The following is a 22,279-nucleotide window of genomic DNA, read 5'->3' on the forward strand; positions in this document are numbered from 1 at the left end:
TCCCTTTAAAGTTTACTATTCTTTACGATTACATCAGTGGAAAAGACCCAGAATAGTCAAAGAAACTCTGTGGTACATAGTTATTAATTTTTTTCTCATAACAATATTCCACGATCTGGCGTTTACTGGTAACTCCAGCTTTACTATATATTTTTTGAGTAATATTACAGACAGTTCGTGATGAAAGATGAAGTTTCTTAGCAATCTCACTACTTGAGAATGAATGCAAAATATAAAATAGTACTTCCCACTCCCTTTTAGAAAATGACTCAGATGGCGGAGTGAATATCAATGATGTTGGCACTTTTATTTTATTTAAATGGGTTAATATTATATCTTGCACTGGTCTGGCATGAAAAATAAGCCCTTGTGCTACGCCATCTTCATCTATTAATGGGTATTTATCGCAAAAGTAAGGTTGAAAATAAGAACGTCGTTCAAAGGCATGTATTTCAACCGTTGTGGCTCGCTCTTGTGACAGTATCGCCTGCCGATCATGTTCTTGAAACTCAGCCTGAAACTCCGCGGTAGGAGCCGGAAGTTCCCCATCGAATCGCCCTTCTACATTATATTTATCCGGCAAACCTAGTAACTCACCAAATCTATCGTTTGCGTAGATAAATATTGATTTGTTATCTTTTACCCCCCAAGCTTCGGAGCTATTTTCCCAAAAGGGGATTAACATTTTAAATGAGTCTAACAGTGGTTTTTCCATTATGTTTCCCTCCTGGATTTAGTTTTTCCTTATCCTTCTAATTATGGTACATCCGCTATAATCTATAAATCTGCTGGGCCATATCTCTTGAGGGGATATCCCAATAGCTTGCGCAATAATCATTTCTCCTTTTGGCCACGGACGGGTCAGTGCATTAGATAACGTTCCAGGTGAAAGCCCGCTTTCTCTTGATAAAGCAGAAAGAGAACCTTTTTTCTTCCTTATTTCAGCCAAAATCTCTTGTCTATGCCAGTCTTTGTTCATCTTATTTACTCCTATGCCTTATAATAGCAATTAATATAATAATCATTAGGTTTTAATAATTAACATCGAGCCGCAATTAACAACGAACATTGCATCATTAAATAACGAACCCACTCTTACGTCTAGTGTATTATTTACTCTATTTACTCTTTAGACTGTTGTATATGTTATTTTAAAAAGATTAATTGAAAACTTCCCTTATAAAATTAAATAGTGGAGTTCTTATTGCACGGAAGTTTAAGAAATAAAAAATATCGATTTATTAAACTGTATTCTAATGAAAAACGCGTGGATTCTATGATAGCTATTCTGTTGTATAGTCAAAAATTCCCCGTTGTTATGCCCCATTTTATAAAAAATTGCTCGAGTATATTTCTCAATGATTTCGTATTTTTTATTTAGTCTAATACGGAAAATAAATATTAGGCTGATATTATACTCAGAGCCCAGACAGAACTCTGTTTAATAGTACAGTGACAGATGGGAACTAAATACCCGCTTATCTGTTATCAGTAAACGGGCTTGTATAAAAATCAGTTAACCCCATCATTCCCAGCGTCGACGGGCAGAACCATGTAAGTCCCAGAAAATACAGCACCTGCATCTTCATCACCGAATAAATTTACGTCTAATTGCACCCTGGCGCGACGGCCGCGCGCCAACCTGTCCAGATCGCCACTCAGAGAACTTAACTCAGCAACGGCTCTTGGTCGCCCGGTAACCGGTGCACTATAGCGAATGTGGGCATCAGCAAGGATAATCGTGCCACCAAGATGGCGCTCACGCAGTAACAACCAAATCAGCCCCCAGCCTGTCAGGGTCGCCAGCGAGAAGAGGCTGCCAGCGAATAAGGTATGATGAGGATTCTGATTACCGGCTTCCGGCATGGTCGTGACAAATCGTTGGCCAGTGTACTGGCTGATGCGCACTCCCATCTTTTCACTGAGCGGAATATGATCATACCAAGCTTGCTGCAGCTGGCCGCACCAATCGGGGCGATGCAGGATATCATCCATGGTCACCACCGGTTTGATCATTAAGAAGTGGCGTACAGGGGTGGTTTGCGGGGCGGTTATTTCTCCCTGACTCACAAAACCCAGCTTGGCAAAGAAGTCGACGGCATCTTCACGAGCACTACAGACGACCCGCTTGACGCCTTCTTGACGCGCAACCGACTCTAACGTCATTGCCACCAGCGTCCCTAAGCCTTTAGCGCGAACTGACGGGTCTACCGCCAGAAAACGAATAGCGGCCTCATTATCAGCATTAATATATAGCCGACCAATAGCCACAGGTTTGCCCTGCTCATCCACGACCATTTGATGGTGGGCCATCGCGTCGTAAGCATCTTTTTCAGAACCAACCGGTTGGTGCAACGGCTTGCGTAACATTTCCCAACGGAATTGATAATAATCTTTGAGTTCTTGTTCTGTTATGGGCACACGCAAGTGATACATAGGAGCATTCTCTCTTTAAAATTATCAATAAAATCTATGTCATAGCCCTCAATCCTGAGGCAATATTCGCTATCTAAACTTGCAACCAAAAAGTCACTGGGCCATCGTTCACCAGGCTGACTTTCATATCTGCTGCAAATAACCCCGTTTCAGTTTTTACACCACGCTCACGACACTGAGCAACAAAATACTGATAAAGCCGGTCAGCTTCTGCGGGAACTGCCCCACGAGAAAAGCTCGGTCTCATGCCCTTTTGAGTATCAGCAACCAATGTAAACTGCGAAACCACCAGCACACTGCCCCCAGCCTGCTGAACGTTGAGATTCATTTTGTCGTTCTCATCACCAAAAATCCGGTACCCCAGCACCCGCTCACACAAACGCTGTGCTTTTTGCTCGGTGTCCCCTTGTTCCACACCGAGTAATACCAACAGCCCGGGGCCAATCTCACCCACAACATTCCCATCGACCACGACATTGGCGCTAAGCGCCCGTTGAATCAACGCAATCATAATGCCTTACATCTCCTGACTCTGGTTTTCCTCGGTGCTGGCGATATGGCGCTGCGCACGATATTCACCCAAGGTGACCGTAATTTCTGCCCCCAGTAAAACAATGCACCAACTCCAGTAAACCCAGAGGAATAAAATGGGGATAACGGCCAGCACCCCATAAATCAACTGATAAGAGGGAAACAGCGTGATATACATCGTGAATCCTTTCTTACCTAACTCAAAAAGCAGTGCAGCGACCAGCGCACCGATGACGGCATCTCTGGCTGGCACCCTTACCGTTGGCACCACACTGTACAGTAACCAAAATGAAACCCAGGAAATCAGTAACGGAAATAGCCGTAATACCTCATCAATCATGCTATCTACTTGGGCATTTGCCAGCCACTGTAGCGACAGCAGATATGAGCTGATAACCATACTGGCCCCCACCAGAATGGGGCCAAGGGTGAGAACCATCCAATAAACCGCAAATGAAAATACCAGTGAACGCTGGGTTTTACTGCGCCAAATAATGTTGAGCACACTATCTACGGAGTAAATCAGCAAGAGCGCCGTGACAATCAAACCGCAGGTGCCCACCACGGTCATCCGGTTTGAGTTTGCGACAAACTGCTCCAGATAGTTTTGGATAATGTCGCCGGTAGCTGGCATAAAATTGGCAAATATGAAGGCTTTCAATTTTATGCTGATGTCCGCGAACATCGGAAATGCAGCAAACAGAGCAAAAATCACCGTGATCAATGGCACCAGAGACAGCAATGATACATAGGCCAAATGCCCGGCCAGCATTGTTAACCCATCTTTATCAATCCGGGTATAGAGCATGCGCCCAAAGGTGACGCAGGGTTTAAACGGTGGAGATCGCAGAAAACTCGCCATGTTCATCTCTCAGTCAACACAGTTAGGCACAATTTTAAGGCCAGTGTGATAAGGGTTAGCAACTTAAGGCTAACCCATTAATGATTAGAGTAAGAACTTATCAGGAAAAATAAGCAGGGATAACCTTTCGGTCAGTGACATGGATTGCAGTAATGCCTTCGATTCTGGCCGCGACAATGTTTGCTTCAACATCATCAAAGAACACAGCTTGTTCCGCCGGAATATTTTCTGCACTCAGCACATGTTGATAAATTCGGGCCTCTGGCTTGCGCATTCCCAAGTCCTGAGACAAATACATATGGTCAGCAGCAGCGGCAACTTCAGGATAGTGCTGTGGCCAATGATTGCAGTGCAGCCGATTAGTATTGGATAGCACCACCACCCGATGCCCTTCCTGACGCAACCTTTGCATTATCGCAATCACTTCTGGGCGTAAAGCGACAAACACGGCCTGCCAACCCTCGGCGAACTGTTCAAAACTTAAAGACAGCCCCATCTCATCACTGAGTTGGCGAGCAAAGTCTTCATCGCTGATTTCGCCGCGCTCATGCTGCTGGAAGACCTCTCCCATCGTAAAACGCTCACTCAGTGTAGCCAAAGGTACACTGCTTAATTTACTCCAGACGCCCAACACACGTTTGAAGTCGATATCAACAATCACATTCCCTAGATCAAAGATATACAGCATGGCGCTCTCCCAATTAGATGGTGAGTTTCACTGTAACGGGAAAAGAGAAAACTGAACAGAGAGAGGAAGAAAAAGGAGGGGTCAGTCAGAAAAAATAATTTTTTACCCTGATGAAAAAAAGAAAGTATCCCCAAAGACATGGGAGTTGCGACAAGGCAGCAAGGAAGGAGTCCCGATGAGAGCACTCAGGTCAGTGATTCGGGTGATTGAACACCGCTAATACAGCAGCAATTTCAAGAACGAAGGGGATAAAGAACTCAGGGCGCGGCAAGCGCCCTAAGTATCAGCAGAACAAAGAAGAATTAAGCTTCTTTAGGACCACGACCTGCACGCTTACGATCGTTTTCCGTCAAATGACGTTTACGGATACGAATCGACAGCGGGGTAACTTCTACCAATTCATCGTCATCGATGAATTCCAGAGCCTGTTCCAGAGTTTTCTTCAGGAAAGGAACCAGAGTGGTAGCTTCGTCAGTACCCGATGCACGCATGTTGGTCAGCTGCTTACCCGTCAAGCAGTTTACAGTCAGGTCGTTAGAACGTGAGTGAATACCGATAATCTGGCCTTCATACACTTCAGTACCATGACCGATGAACAGCTTGCCGCGGTCTTGCAGTTTGAACAATGCGAACGCAACAGCTTTACCCTGACCGTTAGAGATCAGTACGCCGTTTTGACGTTGGCCGATATCGCCTGGACGCACATCATCATAGTGACTGAATGTGGAGTACAGCAGGCCAGTACCAGAAGTCATGGTCATGAATTCAGTACGGAAGCCAATCAAGCCACGGCTTGGGATCATATAATCCAGACGAATACGACCTTTGCCGTCTGGAACCATGTCCTTCACGTCACCTTTACGTTCACCCATGGCTTGCATTACTGCGCCCTGGTGCTGCTCTTCGATATCCAAAGTTACGCTTTCAAATGGTTCTTGATTGCGACCGTCGATAACACGGTTGATAACTTTAGGACGAGATACAGCCAGCTCGAAACCTTCGCGACGCATGTTTTCGATCAGAACCGACAGGTGAAGCTCACCACGGCCTGAAACACGGAAGGCATCAGAATCTTCAGTTTCTTCAACACGCAATGCTACGTTATGAACCAACTCTTTGTTCAGACGGTCAAGAATCTGACGTGAAGTCACATACTTACCTTCTTTACCACAGAACGGAGAGGTGTTAACGCAGAAATACATGGTCACGGTTGGTTCATCAACAGACAGTGCTGGCAGCGCTTCAACAGCGTTCACGTCACACACAGTGTCAGAGATATTCAACTCACCCAAACCGGTGATTGCAACGATATCGCCAGCTTCAGCAACAGTGGCTTCGATACGCTCCAGACCCATATGAGTCAGAACTTTACCGACTTTACCGTTACGCGTTTTTCCTTCGCTATCAATGATAGTCACTTGCTGGTTTGGCTTAACTTTACCGCGCTTGATACGACCGATGCCGATAACACCAACATAGTTGTTGTAATCCAGCTGAGAGATCTGCATCTGGAATGGTGCTTCAAGCTCAACTTGTGGCGCAGACACGTGGTCAACGATAGCTTGATACAGCGGAGTCATGTCTTCCGCCATATTGTTGTGGTCTTCACCGGCAATACCCAACAATGCAGAAGCATAAATGATTGGGAAGTCCAGTTGTTCATCAGTTGCATCCAGATTGACGAACAGGTCGAATACCTGATCCACAACCCAGTCAGGACGTGCGCCCGGACGGTCAACTTTGTTGATTACCACGATTGGTTTCAGACCATTAGCAAAAGCTTTTTTGGTCACGAAACGGGTCTGCGGCATCGGGCCATCCATTGCATCGACGACTAGCAGCACAGAGTCAACCATAGACATTACACGCTCAACCTCACCGCCGAAATCGGCGTGTCCTGGGGTATCCACGATGTTGATGCGGTAGTCTTTCCAATTAATGGCGGTATTTTTTGCGAGGATGGTTATCCCACGCTCTTTCTCCAAATCGTTGGAGTCCATTACACGTTCAGTTGCTTCAGTACGTTCACCGAAAGTACCAGATTGTTGTAGCAACTTATCAACCAGGGTAGTTTTCCCATGGTCAACGTGCGCAATAATGGCGATGTTACGCAGATTCTCGATCACAGCTTTTTTGCCTCAGGCATTTAGAAATAGCGCGCTATTGTACACGTATTAAGCGAGGGACTAAACAAGATCACAAACTTCTCTTATAAACAACCTAACGGCGGTTAGTTTGTGATCCCTTTCACGGTGCAAAAATAGCCTCTCGGCCCCTTTCTGCACCAATACAGTGCCCAACGGCGCAAATGAAGCACCAAAATAGTGCAATATGACTATCCTGGTGCATACTGAATATCAGCAGACCCCTATGATATGGCATAACCGGGGGATTTGGAAAGTTGGCATAGATTTCGCAATGTATTTTAGCATGAATAGCCAGCACGAATAACAGTCCGAAATAAAAAGTCACAAGTTTGCTGTTTTGAGTGGCGCATCCTTGCAGGTAAAAAGGTTTTTTGCAGTTACAGGTTATTGAAATAAGAAATTTTTACCGGCAAAAATGCCAGAACACCATAAACCTTAGTAATACACGGTAATCGTTCCACGACGACGACTATGACAAATCCGGGAGATATAAGTATGTCCGCTGAACATGTTTTGACGATGCTGAATGAGCACGAAGTAAAATTCGTTGATTTGCGCTTCACCGATACTAAAGGGAAAGAACAGCACATCACTATCCCAGCTCATCAGGTCAACGCTGACTTCTTCGAAGAAGGCAAAATGTTTGATGGCTCCTCGATTGGTGGCTGGAAAGGCATTAACGAATCCGACATGGTACTGATGCCAGATGCCAGCACCGCTGTTATGGATCCGTTCTTCGAAGATTCCACACTGATTATCCGTTGTGACATCCTTGAGCCAGGCACCATGCAAGGCTATGACCGCGACCCGCGTTCTATCTCCAAACGTGCGGAAGACTTCCTGAAATCTTCTGGCATCGCGGATACCGTCCTGTTCGGGCCAGAGCCAGAATTCTTCCTGTTCGACGACGTTCGTTTTGGTAGCAGCATTCGTGGCTCCCACGTCTCTATCGATGATATCGAAGGCGCATGGAACTCCAGCACCAAATACGAAGGCGGCAACAAAGGCCACCGTCCAGCAGTAAAAGGCGGTTACTTCCCAGTTCCTCCGGTCGATTCTTCACAGGATCTGCGTTCTACCATGTGTCTGACCATGGAAGAAATGGGCTTGGTAGTTGAAGCGCATCACCATGAAGTTGCTACCGCGGGTCAGAACGAAGTGGCAACTCGCTTCAATACCATGACCAAGAAAGCTGACGAAATTCAGATTTACAAATATGTGGTGCACAACGTGGCACACGCATTTGGTAAAACTGCGACCTTTATGCCAAAACCAATGTTTGGTGACAACGGCTCAGGCATGCACTGCCATATGTCCTTGTCCAAAAATGGTACCAACCTGTTCGCAGGCGACAAATACGCTGGCCTGTCTGAAATGGCGCTGTTCTACATCGGCGGTATCATCAAACACGCTAAAGCAATTAATGCCTTGGCTAACCCAACGACTAACTCCTACAAGCGTTTGGTCCCAGGCTACGAAGCCCCGGTCATGCTGGCTTACTCAGCCCGTAACCGTTCAGCTTCAATCCGTATCCCAGTGGTTGCCAGCCCGAAAGCCCGTCGTATCGAAGCGCGCTTCCCAGATCCAGCGGCTAACCCATACCTGTGCTTCGCAGCACTGCTGATGGCTGGCCTTGATGGCATCATCAACAAGATTCACCCTGGTGATGCGATGGATAAAAACCTGTATGACCTGCCACCGGAAGAAGAAGCTGAAATTCCAAAAGTTGCAGGCTCCCTGGACGAAGCACTGGTTGCACTGAGCGAAGACCGCGAGTTCTTGACCCGTGGTGGCGTGTTCACTGATGACGCTATCGATGCTTACATCGACCTGCGTAAAGAAGAGATGGACCGCGTACGCATGACTCCGCACCCAGTCGAGTTTGAACTGTATTACAGCGTTTAATTTTAATTAGTCGTTTTTTTTGTTGCCGTGGAAACTTTTGGCCCATCTCACGATGGGCTTTTTTCTCCACCTTTCATTTTTTGTCACAATTCCTCTGGCTCAACTGAGGTTGAATCAATAGGATGTACCCATCTATGGGTATAAATGCACCAAGAGTGTGCAGGAGTCTGCATGATGGCAACAGGCACGCTGCCCGATGCTGGGCAGATCCTCAATTCTCTCATTAATAGCATTCTGCTATTGGATGACTCACTGGCTATTCATTATGCCAATCCCGCAGCCCAGCAACTTCTGGCGCAAAGCTCGCGTAAACTTTTTGGTACACCCTTACCTGAATTATTAGGCTATTTCTCCCTTAATATTGCTCTTATGAGGGAAAGTCTGGAATCGGGGCAAGGTTTCACCGATAACGAAGTGACATTAGTGGTTGATGGTCGGGCGCATATTTTATCGCTGACCGCGCAGTCACTACCGGAAGGTTTTATTTTGCTGGAAATGGCACCGATGGATAACCAACGTCGGCTCAGCCAAGAGCAATTGCAGCATGCACAACAAGTTGCCGCTCGTGATTTGGTACGAGGATTAGCGCATGAGATTAAGAACCCGCTGGGTGGCTTGCGCGGCGCTGCACAATTATTGTCGAAAGCCTTGCCCGATCCTGCCTTGCTGGAATATACCAAAGTGATTATTGAGCAAGCTGACCGCTTACGTAATTTGGTTGACCGTTTATTAGGCCCACAGCGGCCCGGTCAGCATGTTACACAAAGCATCCATCAGGTTGCTGAACGCGTTTGCCAGCTAGTCTCTCTGGAAAAACCGGATAACGTGACGTTAATCCGTGACTATGACCCAAGCTTACCTGAGCTGGCTCATGACCCAGACCAAATTGAACAAGTGCTGCTGAATATCACCCGCAATGCATTACAAGCCTTGGGTGAGGCCGGTGGCACTATCACGCTTCGTACCCGTACGGCATTTCAGATAACACTGCATGGCATGCGCTATCGTTTGGCGGCCCGAATTGATATTCAAGATGATGGCCCAGGCGTGCCAACGCAATTACAAGATACCCTGTTCTATCCGATGGTAAGTGGCCGTGAGGGTGGTACTGGGCTTGGCTTATCTATTGCCCGCAATCTTATCGATCAGCATTCGGGTAAAATTGAATTTAACAGTTGGCCGGGACATACCGAATTCTCGGTTTACCTGCCTATTCGCCAGTGAGGTTTCTATGCAACGAGGGATAGTCTGGATCGTCGATGACGATAGCTCCATCCGCTGGGTGCTTGAGCGCGCGCTGACTGGAGCAGGTCTAAACTGTGCGACATTCGATTCAGGTAATCAGGTGTTGGATGCTTTAGCGACGCAAACCCCGGATGTGTTGTTATCAGATATCCGCATGCCTGGCATGGATGGATTGGCCCTGCTGAAACAGATTAAGCAGCGCCACCCAATGCTTCCGGTCATCATAATGACCGCGCATTCTGATTTAGACGCCGCAGTTAGCGCCTATCAGCAAGGGGCATTTGATTATCTGCCAAAACCTTTTGATATTGATGAGGCCGTAGCGCTGGTTGAACGGGCTATCAGTCATTATCAAGAACAGCAACAACCTGCGCGTACTCAACCCGCCAGTGGCCCGACCGCCGATATCATCGGTGAGGCTCCGGCGATGCAGGATGTATTCCGCATCATTGGCCGCTTGTCGCGCTCCTCTATCAGTGTGCTGATTAATGGTGAATCCGGTACCGGTAAAGAGCTGGTCGCCCATGCCTTACACCGCCATAGCCCTCGCGCTAAAGCGCCTTTCATTGCGCTGAATATGGCGGCAATCCCAAAAGACTTAATTGAGTCAGAACTGTTCGGCCACGAAAAAGGGGCTTTTACCGGTGCCAATCAGGTGCGTCAGGGCCGCTTTGAACAAGCCGATGGTGGCACTCTGTTTTTAGATGAAATCGGCGATATGCCGCTGGATGTGCAAACCCGCCTGTTGCGCGTGTTGGCTGATGGCCAGTTTTATCGAGTTGGGGGCTATGCTCCAGTTAAAGTGGATGTGCGCATCATTGCGGCGACCCATCAGAATCTAGAGCAGCGCGTTCAGGAAGGTAAATTCCGTGAGGATTTATTCCACCGACTCAATGTGATTCGGGTCCATTTACCTCCCCTGCGCGAACGTCGTGAAGATATTCCGCGTCTAGCCCGCTACTTCCTGCAAGTGGCGGCGAAAGAACTGGGGGTGGAAGCCAAAAATCTGCATCCTGAAACTGAAGTCGCGCTGACTCGCCTACCTTGGCAAGGTAACGTGCGCCAACTGGAAAATACCTGTCGCTGGCTGACAGTGATGGCTGCCGGGCAGGAAGTACTGGTTCAGGATTTACCTTCTGAGTTATTTGAAACCAGTACGCCAGATGCTTCTGGTCAGCGGATGCCAGATAACTGGTCAACGTTGCTGGCACAATGGGCTGATCGTGCGCTACGTTCTGGCCATCAGGATTTGTTGTCAGAGGCACAACCGGAGATGGAACGCACGCTGTTAACCACCGCATTACGCCACACTCAAGGGCACAAGCAGGAAGCTGCGCGCCTATTGGGCTGGGGCCGCAATACATTAACGCGTAAGTTGAAAGAGTTGGGAATGGAGTAGCTGAGAATCGCACGGCTCTGACTTTAGATGCCCCTCAGCGGCGATACCTGCATCTTGAAAGATGGCGGGTATCGCTGCTGAACATCATTAGATCACGCGGGAGAACTGCTGCCGGCGTGCCTGTTTACGTAAATAAATATCGAAACACATACAAATATTACGAATGAGTAAGCGCCCACGCGGTGTCACGCGAATACCTTTGTCATCTCGCTCCACCAGCCCATCTTGTTCAAACGGCGCTAGCAGCTCAAAATCTTCGGCAAAATAATCCGCAAAACCAATACCATAATGCTGTTCAATCGGCTGATAACTAATTTGGAAATTACAAATCAGTGTTTTAATCACGTCACGACGCAAGCAGTCATCCTCGGTCATGGTCAGGCCACGCCATAATGCATTGCCACGCTGCTCGACCACCGAATAGTAGGTTTTTAAATCTTTTTCATTCTGAGCATAACTGTCACCCAGCATACTGATGGCTGAGACGCCCAACCCGAGTAAGTCGCTCTCACCTTGGGTGGTATAGCCCTGGAAATTACGATGCAATTTACCGTCACGCTGAGCAACCGCTAATTCATCATCTGGCCGGGCAAAGTGATCCATGCCAATAAACTGATAGCCGGACTCAGTTAAGAAGCTGATAGTGTGCTGCAAAATATCCAGCCGCTGTTCGGCACTGGGTAAATCAGCATCTTTAATTTTACGCTGCGCGGCAAACAGGCTCGGCAAATGGGCATAATTGAAAACACTCAGACGATCAGGGCTGAGTTCGGCCACCCGTTTGAGGGTAAAAGCAAAGCTTTCAGGTGTCTGCTTTGGCAAACCATAAATCAAATCAATATTGGTGGAGTTAAAACCTAAGGCTTTGGCGCGGGCAATGAGCGCAAAGATAAAGTCTTCATCTTGCTCACGATTGACCAGCCGTTGCACCTCTTTATTGAAATCCTGCACCCCCATGCTCAGGCGGTTAAAGCCTTCAGCACGAAGATGGTCAAGGACATCCAACTCAATTTCCCGTGGGTCGACTTCAATTGACTGCTCCGCACCGGGCAGAAAATCAAAGTTTTCACGCAACAGATTCATCAAATGAGTGATTTGCGTTTTATTCAGATAGGTTGGCGTGCCGCCGCCCCAATGCATCTGGCTAACCTGACGCCCGGCGAACAGAGCTGCCCGCTGGCGGATCTCTTTTTCCAAGACCGCCAGATATTCATCAGCTTTATGTTGCTGGCGCGTCACTAGCTTATTGCAACCACAGAAGTAACAAAGCTTATGGCAAAACGGGATATGCACGTACAGCGACAAAGGGCGCTGCGGGTAACGTTTCACCGCCTGCTGAAAAGCAGATTCATTGTAATCTTCACTAAACTCAAGCGCAGTGGGGTACGAAGTGTAACGCGGCCCTGAATAATTATATTTTTGAATCAGGGACAGATCCCAAACTATAGCGTGTTCAGACATGTTCATTCCTTCCGATATTTTCGCTTACCGGGCCGGTTAGGGGGCAGATGTTTTCGTTGTCTGGCCGCAGTAGCGCTGCGCAATCGTGATCTACGTTGCGACAGCCGCCATAGTTTACCCAATAACCACAATAGATAACATGTAAGTAGTAGGGCTATTGTCGGGATCACCCACTTCATACTTTAAAATGCGTCTTTTGGATTACCACTCTTCAGTAATTTTAGAATGTCTTCCTGCTTTTCTTCTTTCTCTTCGTCATCTTCATCACCCAGTTCAATACCCAATTGTTCCATCAGGGCATCGATACGGTCTAATGTCAGATCAACATAAGCTTGGTCTTCTTTGCTCAATACTTCGTCGTTATCCAGACGATCCAGTAATGCATCCAGACGTTCGTCGTTTTCCAGCTTAGTCAGCTCTTCTTCTGGCGTCAGACGTGGCTTGGCTTCGACTTTAGCTACCGGCTTAGTGGCTGGCTTAGCTTTTACTTTGCTATCCATCACCAAAGGCACCGGCACTTTGCTGCCAATCCGTGGATCTTTCTCTTGAGTTTGAGTCTGACCCTTTTTATTACCGCCTTCCACATTGGTTCTTGCACCAGAGCGATTGCCACTGTGTCTCTTCTGGCGCTTACGTTCGCGTGCTTCTATATCAAGCTCTACACGGGTCTTTTTATGACGCTTTGGCGTCGCGGTGCCTTTTGGGGCTCCGCTATTGGTGCGTGGTGCTTTACTTGGCTGCTTCATAACCTGTGCTCTTAAATGAGTATGGGATTGGATTGAGTATATACCCGTCATCTTTCAAGTTGCATAAGTGTTAGCGACGCGCAATCACCCAAATCACTTACCTAGGTAAGTTCATCGAGAATCCCTCAACTTGTCGCCTTCCTGCATCTTGAAATTTATTGGGTATAGGATTGGGCCGGAATCTAGCAGAAAGCAGAGAAAGAAAAAAGGCGGCAGATTAACCTGTCGCCTTTTTTCGCACCTTCTGCGGAAGGATATCCTTACAGCGCATTCCCTGCACTTAGATAACATCCCGGTTTCTCCCTTCTGCAATACGCCATCCTTGCCATCCCTCCAACCTTGAAGGCGACTCACCCAGCACTCCGGCCTGTGTCCATAAACATCCGTTTAAATAAGCTCCCTATATCATCCTTGGCTCACAGTATATCCATTACATTCCTTAAGCATAAGCCACTCTTCCTGAGTGATTAAGCTCCTTGCCAGTACATCCCGCACTGTTGAAAACGTAATCAGTCGTTTGTTTTTATTCGAAAAAACATTACGAAAAAAACCAACCGTTGATAATAATAGCGCATATTTAATAAAGTTTTTCTTAACAGTTGATAAATGATAAGCCATTAATCTTATCTACAATGACCGCCAACTCACAAAAATTGGAATTGCACTGGAAAAAGCAGGAAAAGAGATTCGTTAGCCCCTCTGTAGCTTCAAGTACCAAGGGGATAAAGATAAACCCCCTTTTTTCGGCCTGATGCAGTTATAATCGCTCCATGTAAGCTATCTCTCACGGAGACGACAAATTTTGACTATCAGAAATTATAACTATCACATGACTCACTTCGTCATCAGTGCTCCGGATATTCGCCATCTGCCGCGTGATGAAGGTATTGAAGTGGCATTTGCTGGTCGCTCGAATGCAGGCAAATCAAGCGCCCTCAATACGTTGACCAACCAGAAAAGTTTGGCCAGAACCAGTAAAACGCCGGGTCGTACTCAGCTGATTAACTTATTTGAAGTGGTTGAGGGTGTACGTTTGGTCGACTTACCGGGATATGGCTATGCCGAAGTTCCGGAAGAGATGAAACTCAAGTGGCAGCGCGCATTAGGGGAGTATTTACAGAAGCGTAACTGTCTGAAAGGATTAGTTGTGTTGATGGATATTCGTCATCCGCTAAAAGATTTGGATCAGCAGATGATCACTTGGGCAGTAGCCGTAGGAACTCCGGTTCTTTTATTACTGACCAAAGCGGATAAGCTAGCTTCAGGTGCGCGTAAAGCCCAACTGAACATGGTGCGGGAAGCAATCATTCCATTTATGGGTGATATTCAGGTTGAAGCTTTCTCATCATTGAAAAAGATTGGCGTTGATAAGTTACGGGAAAAACTGGATACCTGGTTTAGCGAAATTCCACCAGAAGTCATGATTGATGAGTATGACGACGAAGGTGAGTAATGACTAAAGCAGCCCGCAAGGGCTGTCTCTCGGCCCATCAAACTTATCCATCCTGCCAGCAAAAGCCCAATAAAAAACGCCCCAGTCAATAAATGACTGGGGCGGCTAATATACAGCCAAATCCGATTACGTGAAGTAAAAGGTCTGAAAGATAGAACATCTTACCTCTGTACCCTACATCTGTAACTCTACATCATTTTTTCGCAGGGCAAAAGAATTTTTTGTTGTATAGTTACACAAATTGTCACGATTCAGCGCACAACATCCCCGCATTATCGCCCTTAAATGTAGCTTAATTACATAAAATGCTTTATTTATCGCCACTTACCCGCACAACTAGTGAGCCTGATCCCAGTTATCACCCACACCAACATCCACCTTCAATGGCACCGCCAGTTGCATGCTCTGCTCCATCAGCTCACGAACTTTCTGCTCAGCGCTTTCTACTACACTTTCATGTACCTCAAACACCAATTCATCGTGTACCTGCATAATGACTCGCACCTTGGGTTCCGGCTCTTGTTGTAACCAGGCATCCACGGCAATCATGGCGCGCTTGATAATATCAGCGGCAGTACCTTGCATCGGCGCATTGATAGCCTCACGTTCAGCGGCTTTACGACGAGTGGCATTACGTGAATGAATATCCGGTAAATAGAGACGACGCCCATCCAGAGTAGTGACGTAGCCTTGATCCGCCGCTTGCTTGCGCGTGCGCTCCATATACTCCAGCACACCGGGGTAGCGCTCAAAATAGAGATCCATATAGCGCTGGGCTTCCCCACGGGGAATATTCAGCTGCCGCGCCAAGCCAAATGCACTCATGCCATAAATCAAACCAAAGTTAATCGCCTTGGCACTGCGGCGCTGTTCATTAGTGACCTTTTCCAGTGGTAAACCGAAAACTTCGGCTGCTGTAGCGCGGTGAATATCTTTTCCAGCCGCAAAGGCCGCCAGTAATCCTTTATCCTGCGACAGATGGGCCATGATACGCAGCTCAATCTGTGAGTAGTCAGCCGCCATGATGCGGTAACCTTGTGGCGCAATAAAAGCCTGACGTATACGACGCCCTTCTTCATTACGCACAGGAATGTTTTGCAGGTTAGGATCACGGGAGGACAGACGCCCAGTCGCAGTAACAGCCTGATGATAAGAGGTATGGACACGCCCAGACACCGGGTTAATCATCAGCGGTAGCTTATCGGTATAAGTACTTTTCAGCTTGGCCAAGCCGCGATACTCAAGAATAACCTTCGGCAGAGGGTAATCCAGCGCCAACTCTGCCAGCACCTCTTCATTGGTTGAAGCCGCACCACCAGGGGTTTTCTTCAAGATAGGCAACTTTTGTTTTTCATACAAAATGACCTGGAGCTGCTTAGGTGAGGCGAGGTTAAACGGCTCTTCAGCCAATTCGTGCGCCTGTTTTTCCAGTTCATCAAGACGAATGGTGAGTTCTTTGGAGTGAGCCGCCAAGATATTTTGGTCAATCAAGACGCCAGTTCGCTCGATACGGGATAAAACCGGCAACAACGGCATCTCAATTTCTTGGAACACCCGTTTCAGACCTTCACTTTGTTGCAGTTTCGGCCATAACACCAAATGCAGCTGTAGAGTGACATCGGCATCTTCTGCGGCATAAGGCCCAGCTTGTTCTAATGCAATTTGGTTAAAGGTCAGCTGATTCTTACCCTTGCCGGCAATCTCTTCAAAGGTAATGGTTTTATGGTTGAGATAGCGCTCTGCCAAGCTATCCATATCATGTCGGCCCGCAACGCTGTCTAAAACATAAGATTCCAGCATGGTATCAAAAGCTATACCACGCAGATTTATGTCATAACGCGCCAGCATACTTTGGTCGAATTTAAGATTCTGACCGACTTTAAGCGCCTTATCGTCTTCCAATAATGGCTTAAGTTGGGCCAGAACCCAATCACGATCAAGCTGGGCAGGGGCATCCAGATAGTCATGTGCCACAGGCAAATAAGCAGCCTCACCCGGAGCAACAGCGAATGAAAATCCAATCAGATTACTGCTGAGGGTATCAAGGCCATCAGTCTCAGTATCAAACGCGAAAACTTCGGCTTTTTTAAGGCGCTCAATCCAGTCAGCTAAAGACTTCTCATCCAGAATAGTTTGATAATTTTCTTGTGATAACACGGCGGTAACTTCAGCCGCAGCAACTGGTTCTGCGGTGACAAAGGCTCTATTATTGGTCTGCGCCGTTGGCCGGTCTTTTTTACCATCCAGCCATTTACCTGCTTCAACATCTGCCAGCCAGCGCTTAAATTCATAACGGCTGAACAGCTGATGCAATTGGTCATCATCCGGTGGTGAGACTTTTAGCTCATCACAGGTTATGTCCAATTCAACATCCGTCTTAATAGTGGCTAATTTATAAGAGAGATAAGCAACATCTTTATTCTGCTCTAACTTGGCAGACATAGTTTTTGCGCCACGGAATGTCAGTGTGGATATTTTATCTAAATTACTGAACAGCGCATCCAGCCCACCCAAACCTTGTAACAGAGCCTGAGCGGTTTTTTCGCCAACACCCGGGACGCCCGGAATATTGTCGGAGGAATCGCCCATCAGGGCCAGAAAATCAATAATCAGCTCAGGAGGAACGCCATATTTGTCGCACACTTCCTGTGGCCCTAAAATAGCGTTATTCATTGTATTGATGAGAGTGATATTTGGCGTAACTAATTGCGCCATATCTTTATCACCAGTACTGATTAATACTGCGTGACCTGCTTTTTCAGCTTCCTGCGCCAAAGTACCAATAACATCATCGGCCTCAACCCCAGAAACCACCAATAAAGGTAACCCCATCGCCTTAACCATTTGGTGAAGTGGCTCAATTTGAGCTCTTAAATCATCAGGCATTGGTGGACGGTGGGATTTATATTCAGCAAAAAGCTCGTCACGGAATGTTTTGCCTTTAGCATCGAATACCACTGCCACATGGCTTGGCCGATATTGCAGCAACAGACTGCGTAGCATGTTCAACACGCCGTACATGGCACCAGTAGGTTCACCACTGCCGTTGGTTAGCGGCGGGAAGGCATGGTAAGCACGATAGAGGTAAGAGGAACCGTCAACGAGGATCAATGGGTTTTCTGCAATCTGGGCCATAGGGTTTCTTCATCTTTATTTAGCAAGGTCTGACGCTAAGAATGCCATAGCTGGCAGCAAGAGACGAATTTTAGCGTCCATTCTTGTGCGAAACAGAGCATTTTTGCGTGAAGATCCACAAGATCTAACCTGTGGATAACTTTGTGCGTAAAAACGTGTGCATTTTATATCTGTCGGCAGAGTGTTGAATTCGTAATATTTAAAACTAGAATAATCATAGTGTTACAGTTATTGTTTTTTTATTTTACTGTCATTATTTCTTTATCTAAATTGTGGATATTACTTATTCAGTCGCCTGCGTAAGGTAAATAAATTTTACTTATGGTAAATTTATCCTCACGACTTTATTTATTACTCTCCATAACCTCCTTTTATCTTTTCATCCCATGAATATCGGCATTTACCTATCACTGAAATAGATAAATCAATCATAAACAACACTATAATAAATAACAGTGAGCATTTAATTATATGACTGTCACATTAGATAATATGATGATTTATGGCGAAGAGAGAAACAGACTTGAAGCCGAGCAGATATTTAGGTCAGTAAAAGAGGAGTGAATAAATCCACTCCTCTTTTTTGTACTATTACTTTTGAGTCAGTAGGAACTTAACGACATCCGCATACTGTTTAACATAGTTATCCATTGAGCTGGTATCCATGCCATCGTTCTTAATCATATATTTGCCATTAACAAACATGGCTGGCACACCACGTAATTGTAAATCTTCAGCCGCTTTTTGCTGCTGAACAACCAGTGATTTAACTACAAAGCTGTTTAATGCCGCATCATAGTCTTCGCCACTTACACCCGCTTTGATAAATACGTTACGGATATCATCAGGAGTTTGTACTGTTTGGGTTTTCTGTACACCCTCAAACATCAGTGGAGTTACTTTCTCCTCAACACCTAAAGCCATCGCAACAGCCCATGCTTGGGTCAGTTCTTTACCCAATGGACCCAGGAATTCCACATGATAACGGGTCATTTTGACCCCTTCAGGCAGTGCTTTTTTGACTGTCTGAGGAACATGGTAAACCTCTTCAAACTGGTAGCAATGTGGGCAATAGAAAGAGAAAAACTCTAAAACCTGAGGCTCACCAGTTACTGGCTTGTTTAACGTCTGGTATTGAGTGCCATCAGTAAATTGTGCGGCCGATGCACTGAATGCCATCACCATGCCAACGAGTGCTAACCATACATTTTTCATACTATAACAATCTCCATTATCTTAGCTTTAGTACATTGGCATCAGCTGCAAAGGGGGTGCCTGCAACAGCTTAACCTGCTCGGTAAATGAGGCCGTCTGCTGTAACCAAAAATCAGACTCCGCCATCCACGGAAAACTTTTAGGAAATGCCGGGTCCTGCCAACGTCTGGCTACCCATGCAAGGTAATAAACCATCCGCATCGCGCGTAAAGGTTCAATCAGTGCGAGTTCTCGCTGATCAAAATCAGCAAACTCACCATAGGCTTCTAACAAAATATCTAACTGGATTAATTGCTCACTACGCTCCCCATGCAGCAACATCCAAAGATCCTGCACTGCTGGGCCGTTTCTGGCATCATCAAGGTCGACAAACATCGGCCCATCACGCCACAAAATATTACCTGGATGGCAGTCGCCATGTAACCGTAATGGTTGCCAGTCGGTATGCCAATACTGCTTTATAGTGCTTATCAGTAAGTCGGTCGCCGCCAGGAACTTATCTCGCTGTTTTGCTGGTACCAATTCGCTACTGGCCAGCAACTGACGCGGCTCGGTCAGATACTCCTCAATGCCGATCGTTGAGCGGGCAACAAAAAGGCTATCACGACCCACTTGGTGAATGCGCCCCAGAAAGCGGCCAACCCATTCCAATTGGTCGAGATTATCTATCTCATACTGACGCCCGCCCACACTCGGAAAAACGGTAAAGAAAAAGCCACCATGAGTATGTAAGGTATGCCCGTTAAACGGTAATGGGGCAATAACCGGGATCTCGGACTCTGCCAAATCAATTGAAAACTGATGCTCCTCAATGATCTGCTCGCTGCTCCAGCGCTCGGGGCGATAGAACTTCACCACGTACCGTTTACGATCTTCATCCATAAACTGATAAACGCGATTCTCATAGCTATTAAGAGCGGTTAGCCCTGAATCCACCCGTAACCCTACCCCTTCAAGGGCATCCATAATCAGGTCAGGAGACAACGTCTGAAAATTAAAAGCAGAGCTGTTCATAGCAACATTCAGTCTATATAAGTGACAGCGGCTCGCTGAGAATAAGAAATAGTATCATCAAAGCCCCTATCTACGCAGACAGGAGTATGTCTAATCTTTAATGATGCCTCGAGCACGCAATATGGCTGTTTTGAAGTCTTCTTCATAATCTTTTTTCAGACCAGGAATAGCTTCTGTTGATGCTGAGCCGCGCATTTTTAGATGATAAATAAGAATATCGTCTGTTAGTTCTGAGAGTTCACCTTCAAAACCGGCTTCGTCTGACAGCTTTTGTAAAAACTGCACCAGATTTAAATCAGGATCTTGCTGCCAGGCCGGGTGTAAAAGCTCAATCAGTTCATTAACGCGATGACATTTCATAGCAAATTTATCCTATTCAAAAATATGCTGACAAAGTAACAGGGATATTCACACAGGGAAAGAGAGCCTATTGTCAATAAAAGTAAATCCTGACGTATTCTCCTATTTAAAGATACAATTCGTCTGCTAGTTGAATACAACGGAGTGATAGAAATGCAGCCCAATATTACCGGCGTTATTCTTGCAGGAGGTCGCTCTTCCCGAATGGGGGGGAACGATAAAGGACTTATTCTTCTTCATGATAAACCGTTGTTTCAATATGTAATTGAGCGACTCAACCCCCAAGTTAACTATGTATTGATTAATGCTAATCGCAATCAGGAACGCTATCAAGAGAGTAGTCTTCCTGTCATTAACGATGCTATTACCGGCTTTGTGGGCCCGCTGGCGGGGATGCATGCGGGCTTGAGTCATTCCACTACTGAATGGGTTGTATTCGTTCCCTGTGACGTCCCAATGCTCCCTACCGACTTAGTGTCTCAACTTTGGCTGGGTAAACAGCAAGCATTGGCGGCTTATGTGCACGATGGTGAGCGCGCACATCCAACATTAGCGCTAATGCATGTGAGTTTGAAACCACTGTTGGCTGAATATTTAGCAAATGGCGATCGCAAACTTATGATATTTATGGATAGTATCCATGCTCAACCCATTATGTTTAGTGGGCAGCGCGACCAGTTCAGCAATCTCAATACGCCCGCAGATTGCGATTTATGGGAACAAGGTAACCAGGGGGAGTTATGAGTCAGAAAGCACCGCCGCTATTAGGTATAGCTGCATACAGTGGAACAGGGAAAACAACATTACTAAAAAGCCTGATTCCCTTGCTACAACAGCGCCAAGTCCGGGTAGGTTTAATCAAACATACACACCACAATATGGAAATTGATACACCCGGCAAAGATAGTTATGAGTTACGTAAGGCGGGTGCTCATCAGACTCTGGTCGCTAGCGACTGTCGTTGGGCATTAATGACGGAAACCCCAGAACAAAAGCCGTTGGATCTCCACTACCTTGCCAGCAGGTTAGATGCCACAACTATTGATTTGATCTTGGTTGAAGGTTTTAAACATGAGCCAATCAATAAAATAGCACTCTATAGAGAAGCGGTTGGTAAACCTATTTCTGGTTTGATTGATAGCTATGTTATTGCTTTAGCAAGTGATAAACCGATTGATACCCTAGTGACACAGTTAGATATTAATCAGCCGGAGCAGATTGCAGAGTTTATCTGCCATTGGCTTAGAACAGCCCCGTCAGGATCATAAAAGCAAAAAGGCCACCCGCTAGGGTAGCCTTCTCTTTTATTCTTCGCACTACGTATCAATATCCACGGCCAATCACATTCACGTCGTTTTTTAGCATTCTCACAACGTTAAAAATCGTTACCGGCGGTTTTTCCTACTCTATTCACCTCATTTCTGGGTGAGTCTCACCTCGTTGGGACCAGTGCATGCGCTGTTCTAACCGATCATAATACTCATATTGTATTTTGTTTTAAGTGCAGGCATAAAAAAAGCCCTCTGCGCAGCAGAAGGCTTTCTCTTGTATCCTAAATCCCACATAGCAAAAACCCCACGCTTTTGGCATGGGGTCTCGGCTTGATTTGATGCCTGGCAGTGTCCTACTCTCGCATGGGGAGACCCCACACTACCATCGGCGCTACGGCGTTTCACTTCTGA

General features: G+C 46.4%; 20 protein-coding genes. 6 read left to right on the plus strand and 14 right to left on the minus strand.

The genetic code is table 11. The features are described from left to right. Window positions 1-28: 28 nt before the first annotated feature. From FTA96_RS01410 to typA, 7 genes are all read right to left on the minus strand, one after another. The gene (locus FTA96_RS01410) at window positions 29-715 is read right to left on the minus strand and encodes a helix-turn-helix transcriptional regulator (RefSeq protein ID WP_145573042.1); all 687 of its coding nucleotides are present in this window, start codon (window positions 713-715) and stop codon (window positions 29-31) included. Between the two features lie 18 nt (window positions 716-733). Further along, the gene (locus tag FTA96_RS01415; RefSeq protein ID WP_050110145.1) at window positions 734-979 is read right to left on the minus strand and encodes a helix-turn-helix domain-containing protein; all 246 of its coding nucleotides are present in this window, start codon (window positions 977-979) and stop codon (window positions 734-736) included. Between the two features lie 533 nt (window positions 980-1,512). After that, complete coding sequence (gene fabY, locus FTA96_RS01420) at window positions 1,513-2,436, minus strand: fatty acid biosynthesis protein FabY (protein ID WP_050110147.1); 924 nt, start codon at window positions 2,434-2,436, stop codon at window positions 1,513-1,515. Between the two features lie 73 nt (window positions 2,437-2,509). Further along, entirely contained in the window at window positions 2,510-2,947 is a 438-nt protein-coding gene (dtd, locus tag FTA96_RS01425; protein ID WP_134957322.1) for a D-aminoacyl-tRNA deacylase, read from the minus strand. A 6-nt stretch (window positions 2,948-2,953) separates the two neighbouring features. Next, a complete protein-coding gene (locus FTA96_RS01430; RefSeq protein WP_050110151.1) occupies window positions 2,954-3,829 on the minus strand; it encodes a virulence factor BrkB family protein in 876 nt (291 codons plus the stop codon). Window positions 3,830-3,929: 100 nt separating this feature from the next. Then, window positions 3,930-4,517: a glucose-1-phosphatase gene (gene yihX / locus FTA96_RS01435; protein WP_050110153.1), complete on the minus strand. Its 588-nt coding sequence runs from the start codon at window positions 4,515-4,517 to the stop codon at window positions 3,930-3,932. Between the two features lie 302 nt (window positions 4,518-4,819). Next, window positions 4,820-6,643: a ribosome-dependent GTPase TypA gene (gene typA, locus FTA96_RS01440; RefSeq protein WP_050110154.1), complete on the minus strand. Its 1,824-nt coding sequence runs from the start codon at window positions 6,641-6,643 to the stop codon at window positions 4,820-4,822. 516 nt (window positions 6,644-7,159) lie between these two features. Here typA and glnA point away from each other — a divergent pair. The 3 genes from glnA (at window position 7,160) to glnG (ending at window position 11,213) form a co-directional block, all read left to right on the plus strand. Continuing rightward, the gene (glnA, locus tag FTA96_RS01445; protein WP_050110156.1) at window positions 7,160-8,569 is read left to right on the plus strand and encodes a glutamate--ammonia ligase; all 1,410 of its coding nucleotides are present in this window, start codon (window positions 7,160-7,162) and stop codon (window positions 8,567-8,569) included. 174 nt (window positions 8,570-8,743) lie between these two features. Next, window positions 8,744-9,793 (plus strand): nitrogen regulation protein NR(II), encoded by a 1,050-nt coding sequence (gene glnL, locus FTA96_RS01450; protein ID WP_050135808.1) that lies wholly within the window; start codon window positions 8,744-8,746, stop codon window positions 9,791-9,793. A 7-nt stretch (window positions 9,794-9,800) separates the two neighbouring features. Further along, window positions 9,801-11,213, plus strand: coding sequence for a nitrogen regulation protein NR(I) (gene glnG, locus FTA96_RS01455; protein ID WP_050110158.1), 1,413 nt, complete (start codon window positions 9,801-9,803; stop codon window positions 11,211-11,213). 87 nt (window positions 11,214-11,300) lie between these two features. Here glnG and hemN read toward each other — a convergent pair whose 3' ends face one another. Together hemN and yihI are read right to left on the minus strand one after the other, a co-directional pair. Then, on the minus strand, window positions 11,301-12,674 hold the full coding sequence (gene hemN, locus FTA96_RS01460) for an oxygen-independent coproporphyrinogen III oxidase (RefSeq protein WP_050318784.1): 1,374 nt from the start codon (window positions 12,672-12,674) through the stop codon (window positions 11,301-11,303). 182 nt (window positions 12,675-12,856) lie between these two features. Further along, entirely contained in the window at window positions 12,857-13,420 is a 564-nt protein-coding gene (yihI, locus tag FTA96_RS01470) for a Der GTPase-activating protein YihI (protein ID WP_050123977.1), read from the minus strand. An 802-nt stretch (window positions 13,421-14,222) separates the two neighbouring features. Between yihI and yihA the strand changes: the two genes are divergently transcribed. Beyond that, complete coding sequence (yihA, locus tag FTA96_RS01480) at window positions 14,223-14,873, plus strand: ribosome biogenesis GTP-binding protein YihA/YsxC (RefSeq protein ID WP_032912141.1); 651 nt, start codon at window positions 14,223-14,225, stop codon at window positions 14,871-14,873. A 336-nt stretch (window positions 14,874-15,209) separates the two neighbouring features. On the opposite strand, the gene polA is transcribed toward yihA, so the two are convergent. From polA to FTA96_RS01500, 4 genes are all read right to left on the minus strand, one after another. Continuing rightward, window positions 15,210-18,008, minus strand: a complete 2,799-nt coding sequence (polA, locus tag FTA96_RS01485; protein ID WP_050146984.1) for a DNA polymerase I — start codon at window positions 18,006-18,008, stop codon at window positions 15,210-15,212. A 591-nt stretch (window positions 18,009-18,599) separates the two neighbouring features. Next, the gene (gene dsbA / locus FTA96_RS01490; protein ID WP_050110166.1) at window positions 18,600-19,223 is read right to left on the minus strand and encodes a thiol:disulfide interchange protein DsbA; all 624 of its coding nucleotides are present in this window, start codon (window positions 19,221-19,223) and stop codon (window positions 18,600-18,602) included. Window positions 19,224-19,250: 27 nt separating this feature from the next. Beyond that, entirely contained in the window at window positions 19,251-20,237 is a 987-nt protein-coding gene (locus FTA96_RS01495) for a serine/threonine protein kinase (RefSeq protein ID WP_050135800.1), read from the minus strand. Between the two features lie 90 nt (window positions 20,238-20,327). Then, a complete protein-coding gene (locus tag FTA96_RS01500; protein WP_050110168.1) occupies window positions 20,328-20,597 on the minus strand; it encodes a YihD family protein in 270 nt (89 codons plus the stop codon). A 153-nt stretch (window positions 20,598-20,750) separates the two neighbouring features. Here FTA96_RS01500 and mobA point away from each other — a divergent pair, with 153 nt between their 5' ends. Continuing rightward, window positions 20,751-21,341, plus strand: coding sequence for a molybdenum cofactor guanylyltransferase MobA (gene mobA, locus FTA96_RS01505; RefSeq protein ID WP_186371060.1), 591 nt, complete (start codon window positions 20,751-20,753; stop codon window positions 21,339-21,341). Next, on the plus strand, window positions 21,338-21,865 hold the full coding sequence (mobB, locus tag FTA96_RS01510) for a molybdopterin-guanine dinucleotide biosynthesis protein MobB (protein WP_050135802.1): 528 nt from the start codon (window positions 21,338-21,340) through the stop codon (window positions 21,863-21,865). The genes mobA and mobB overlap by 4 nt, the downstream gene beginning before the upstream one ends. 195 nt (window positions 21,866-22,060) lie before the next feature. On the opposite strand, the gene FTA96_RS23380 is transcribed toward mobB, so the two are convergent. Beyond that, a partial coding sequence (locus FTA96_RS23380) for a hypothetical protein (RefSeq protein ID WP_222424305.1) occupies window positions 22,061-22,279 on the minus strand: 219 nt, incomplete at its 5' end.

This window comes from Yersinia alsatica (genome assembly GCF_902170305.1).
GTDB lineage: Bacteria > Pseudomonadota > Gammaproteobacteria > Enterobacterales > Enterobacteriaceae > Yersinia > Yersinia alsatica.

Coding starts and splice junctions, on each gene's coding strand:
- yihI (WP_050123977.1), bottom strand. CDS start 13,420: ATGAAGCAGCCAAGTAAAGCACCACGCACCAATAGCGGAGCCCCAAAA.
- glnL (WP_050135808.1), top strand. CDS start 8,744: ATGGCAACAGGCACGCTGCCCGATGCTGGGCAGATCCTCAATTCTCTC.
- dtd (WP_134957322.1), bottom strand. CDS start 2,947: ATGATTGCGTTGATTCAACGGGCGCTTAGCGCCAATGTCGTGGTCGAT.
- hemN (WP_050318784.1), bottom strand. CDS start 12,674: ATGTCTGAACACGCTATAGTTTGGGATCTGTCCCTGATTCAAAAATAT.
- FTA96_RS01495 (WP_050135800.1), bottom strand. CDS start 20,237: ATGAACAGCTCTGCTTTTAATTTTCAGACGTTGTCTCCTGACCTGATT.
- mobB (WP_050135802.1), top strand. CDS start 21,338: ATGAGTCAGAAAGCACCGCCGCTATTAGGTATAGCTGCATACAGTGGA.
- glnA (WP_050110156.1), top strand. CDS start 7,160: ATGTCCGCTGAACATGTTTTGACGATGCTGAATGAGCACGAAGTAAAA.
- FTA96_RS01415 (WP_050110145.1), bottom strand. CDS start 979: ATGAACAAAGACTGGCATAGACAAGAGATTTTGGCTGAAATAAGGAAG.
- dsbA (WP_050110166.1), bottom strand. CDS start 19,223: ATGAAAAATGTATGGTTAGCACTCGTTGGCATGGTGATGGCATTCAGT.
- FTA96_RS01500 (WP_050110168.1), bottom strand. CDS start 20,597: ATGAAATGTCATCGCGTTAATGAACTGATTGAGCTTTTACACCCGGCC.
- mobA (WP_186371060.1), top strand. CDS start 20,751: ATGCAGCCCAATATTACCGGCGTTATTCTTGCAGGAGGTCGCTCTTCC.
- FTA96_RS01410 (WP_145573042.1), bottom strand. CDS start 715: ATGGAAAAACCACTGTTAGACTCATTTAAAATGTTAATCCCCTTTTGG.
- FTA96_RS01430 (WP_050110151.1), bottom strand. CDS start 3,829: ATGGCGAGTTTTCTGCGATCTCCACCGTTTAAACCCTGCGTCACCTTT.
- fabY (WP_050110147.1), bottom strand. CDS start 2,436: ATGTATCACTTGCGTGTGCCCATAACAGAACAAGAACTCAAAGATTAT.
- yihX (WP_050110153.1), bottom strand. CDS start 4,517: ATGCTGTATATCTTTGATCTAGGGAATGTGATTGTTGATATCGACTTC.
- polA (WP_050146984.1), bottom strand. CDS start 18,008: ATGGCCCAGATTGCAGAAAACCCATTGATCCTCGTTGACGGTTCCTCT.
- glnG (WP_050110158.1), top strand. CDS start 9,801: ATGCAACGAGGGATAGTCTGGATCGTCGATGACGATAGCTCCATCCGC.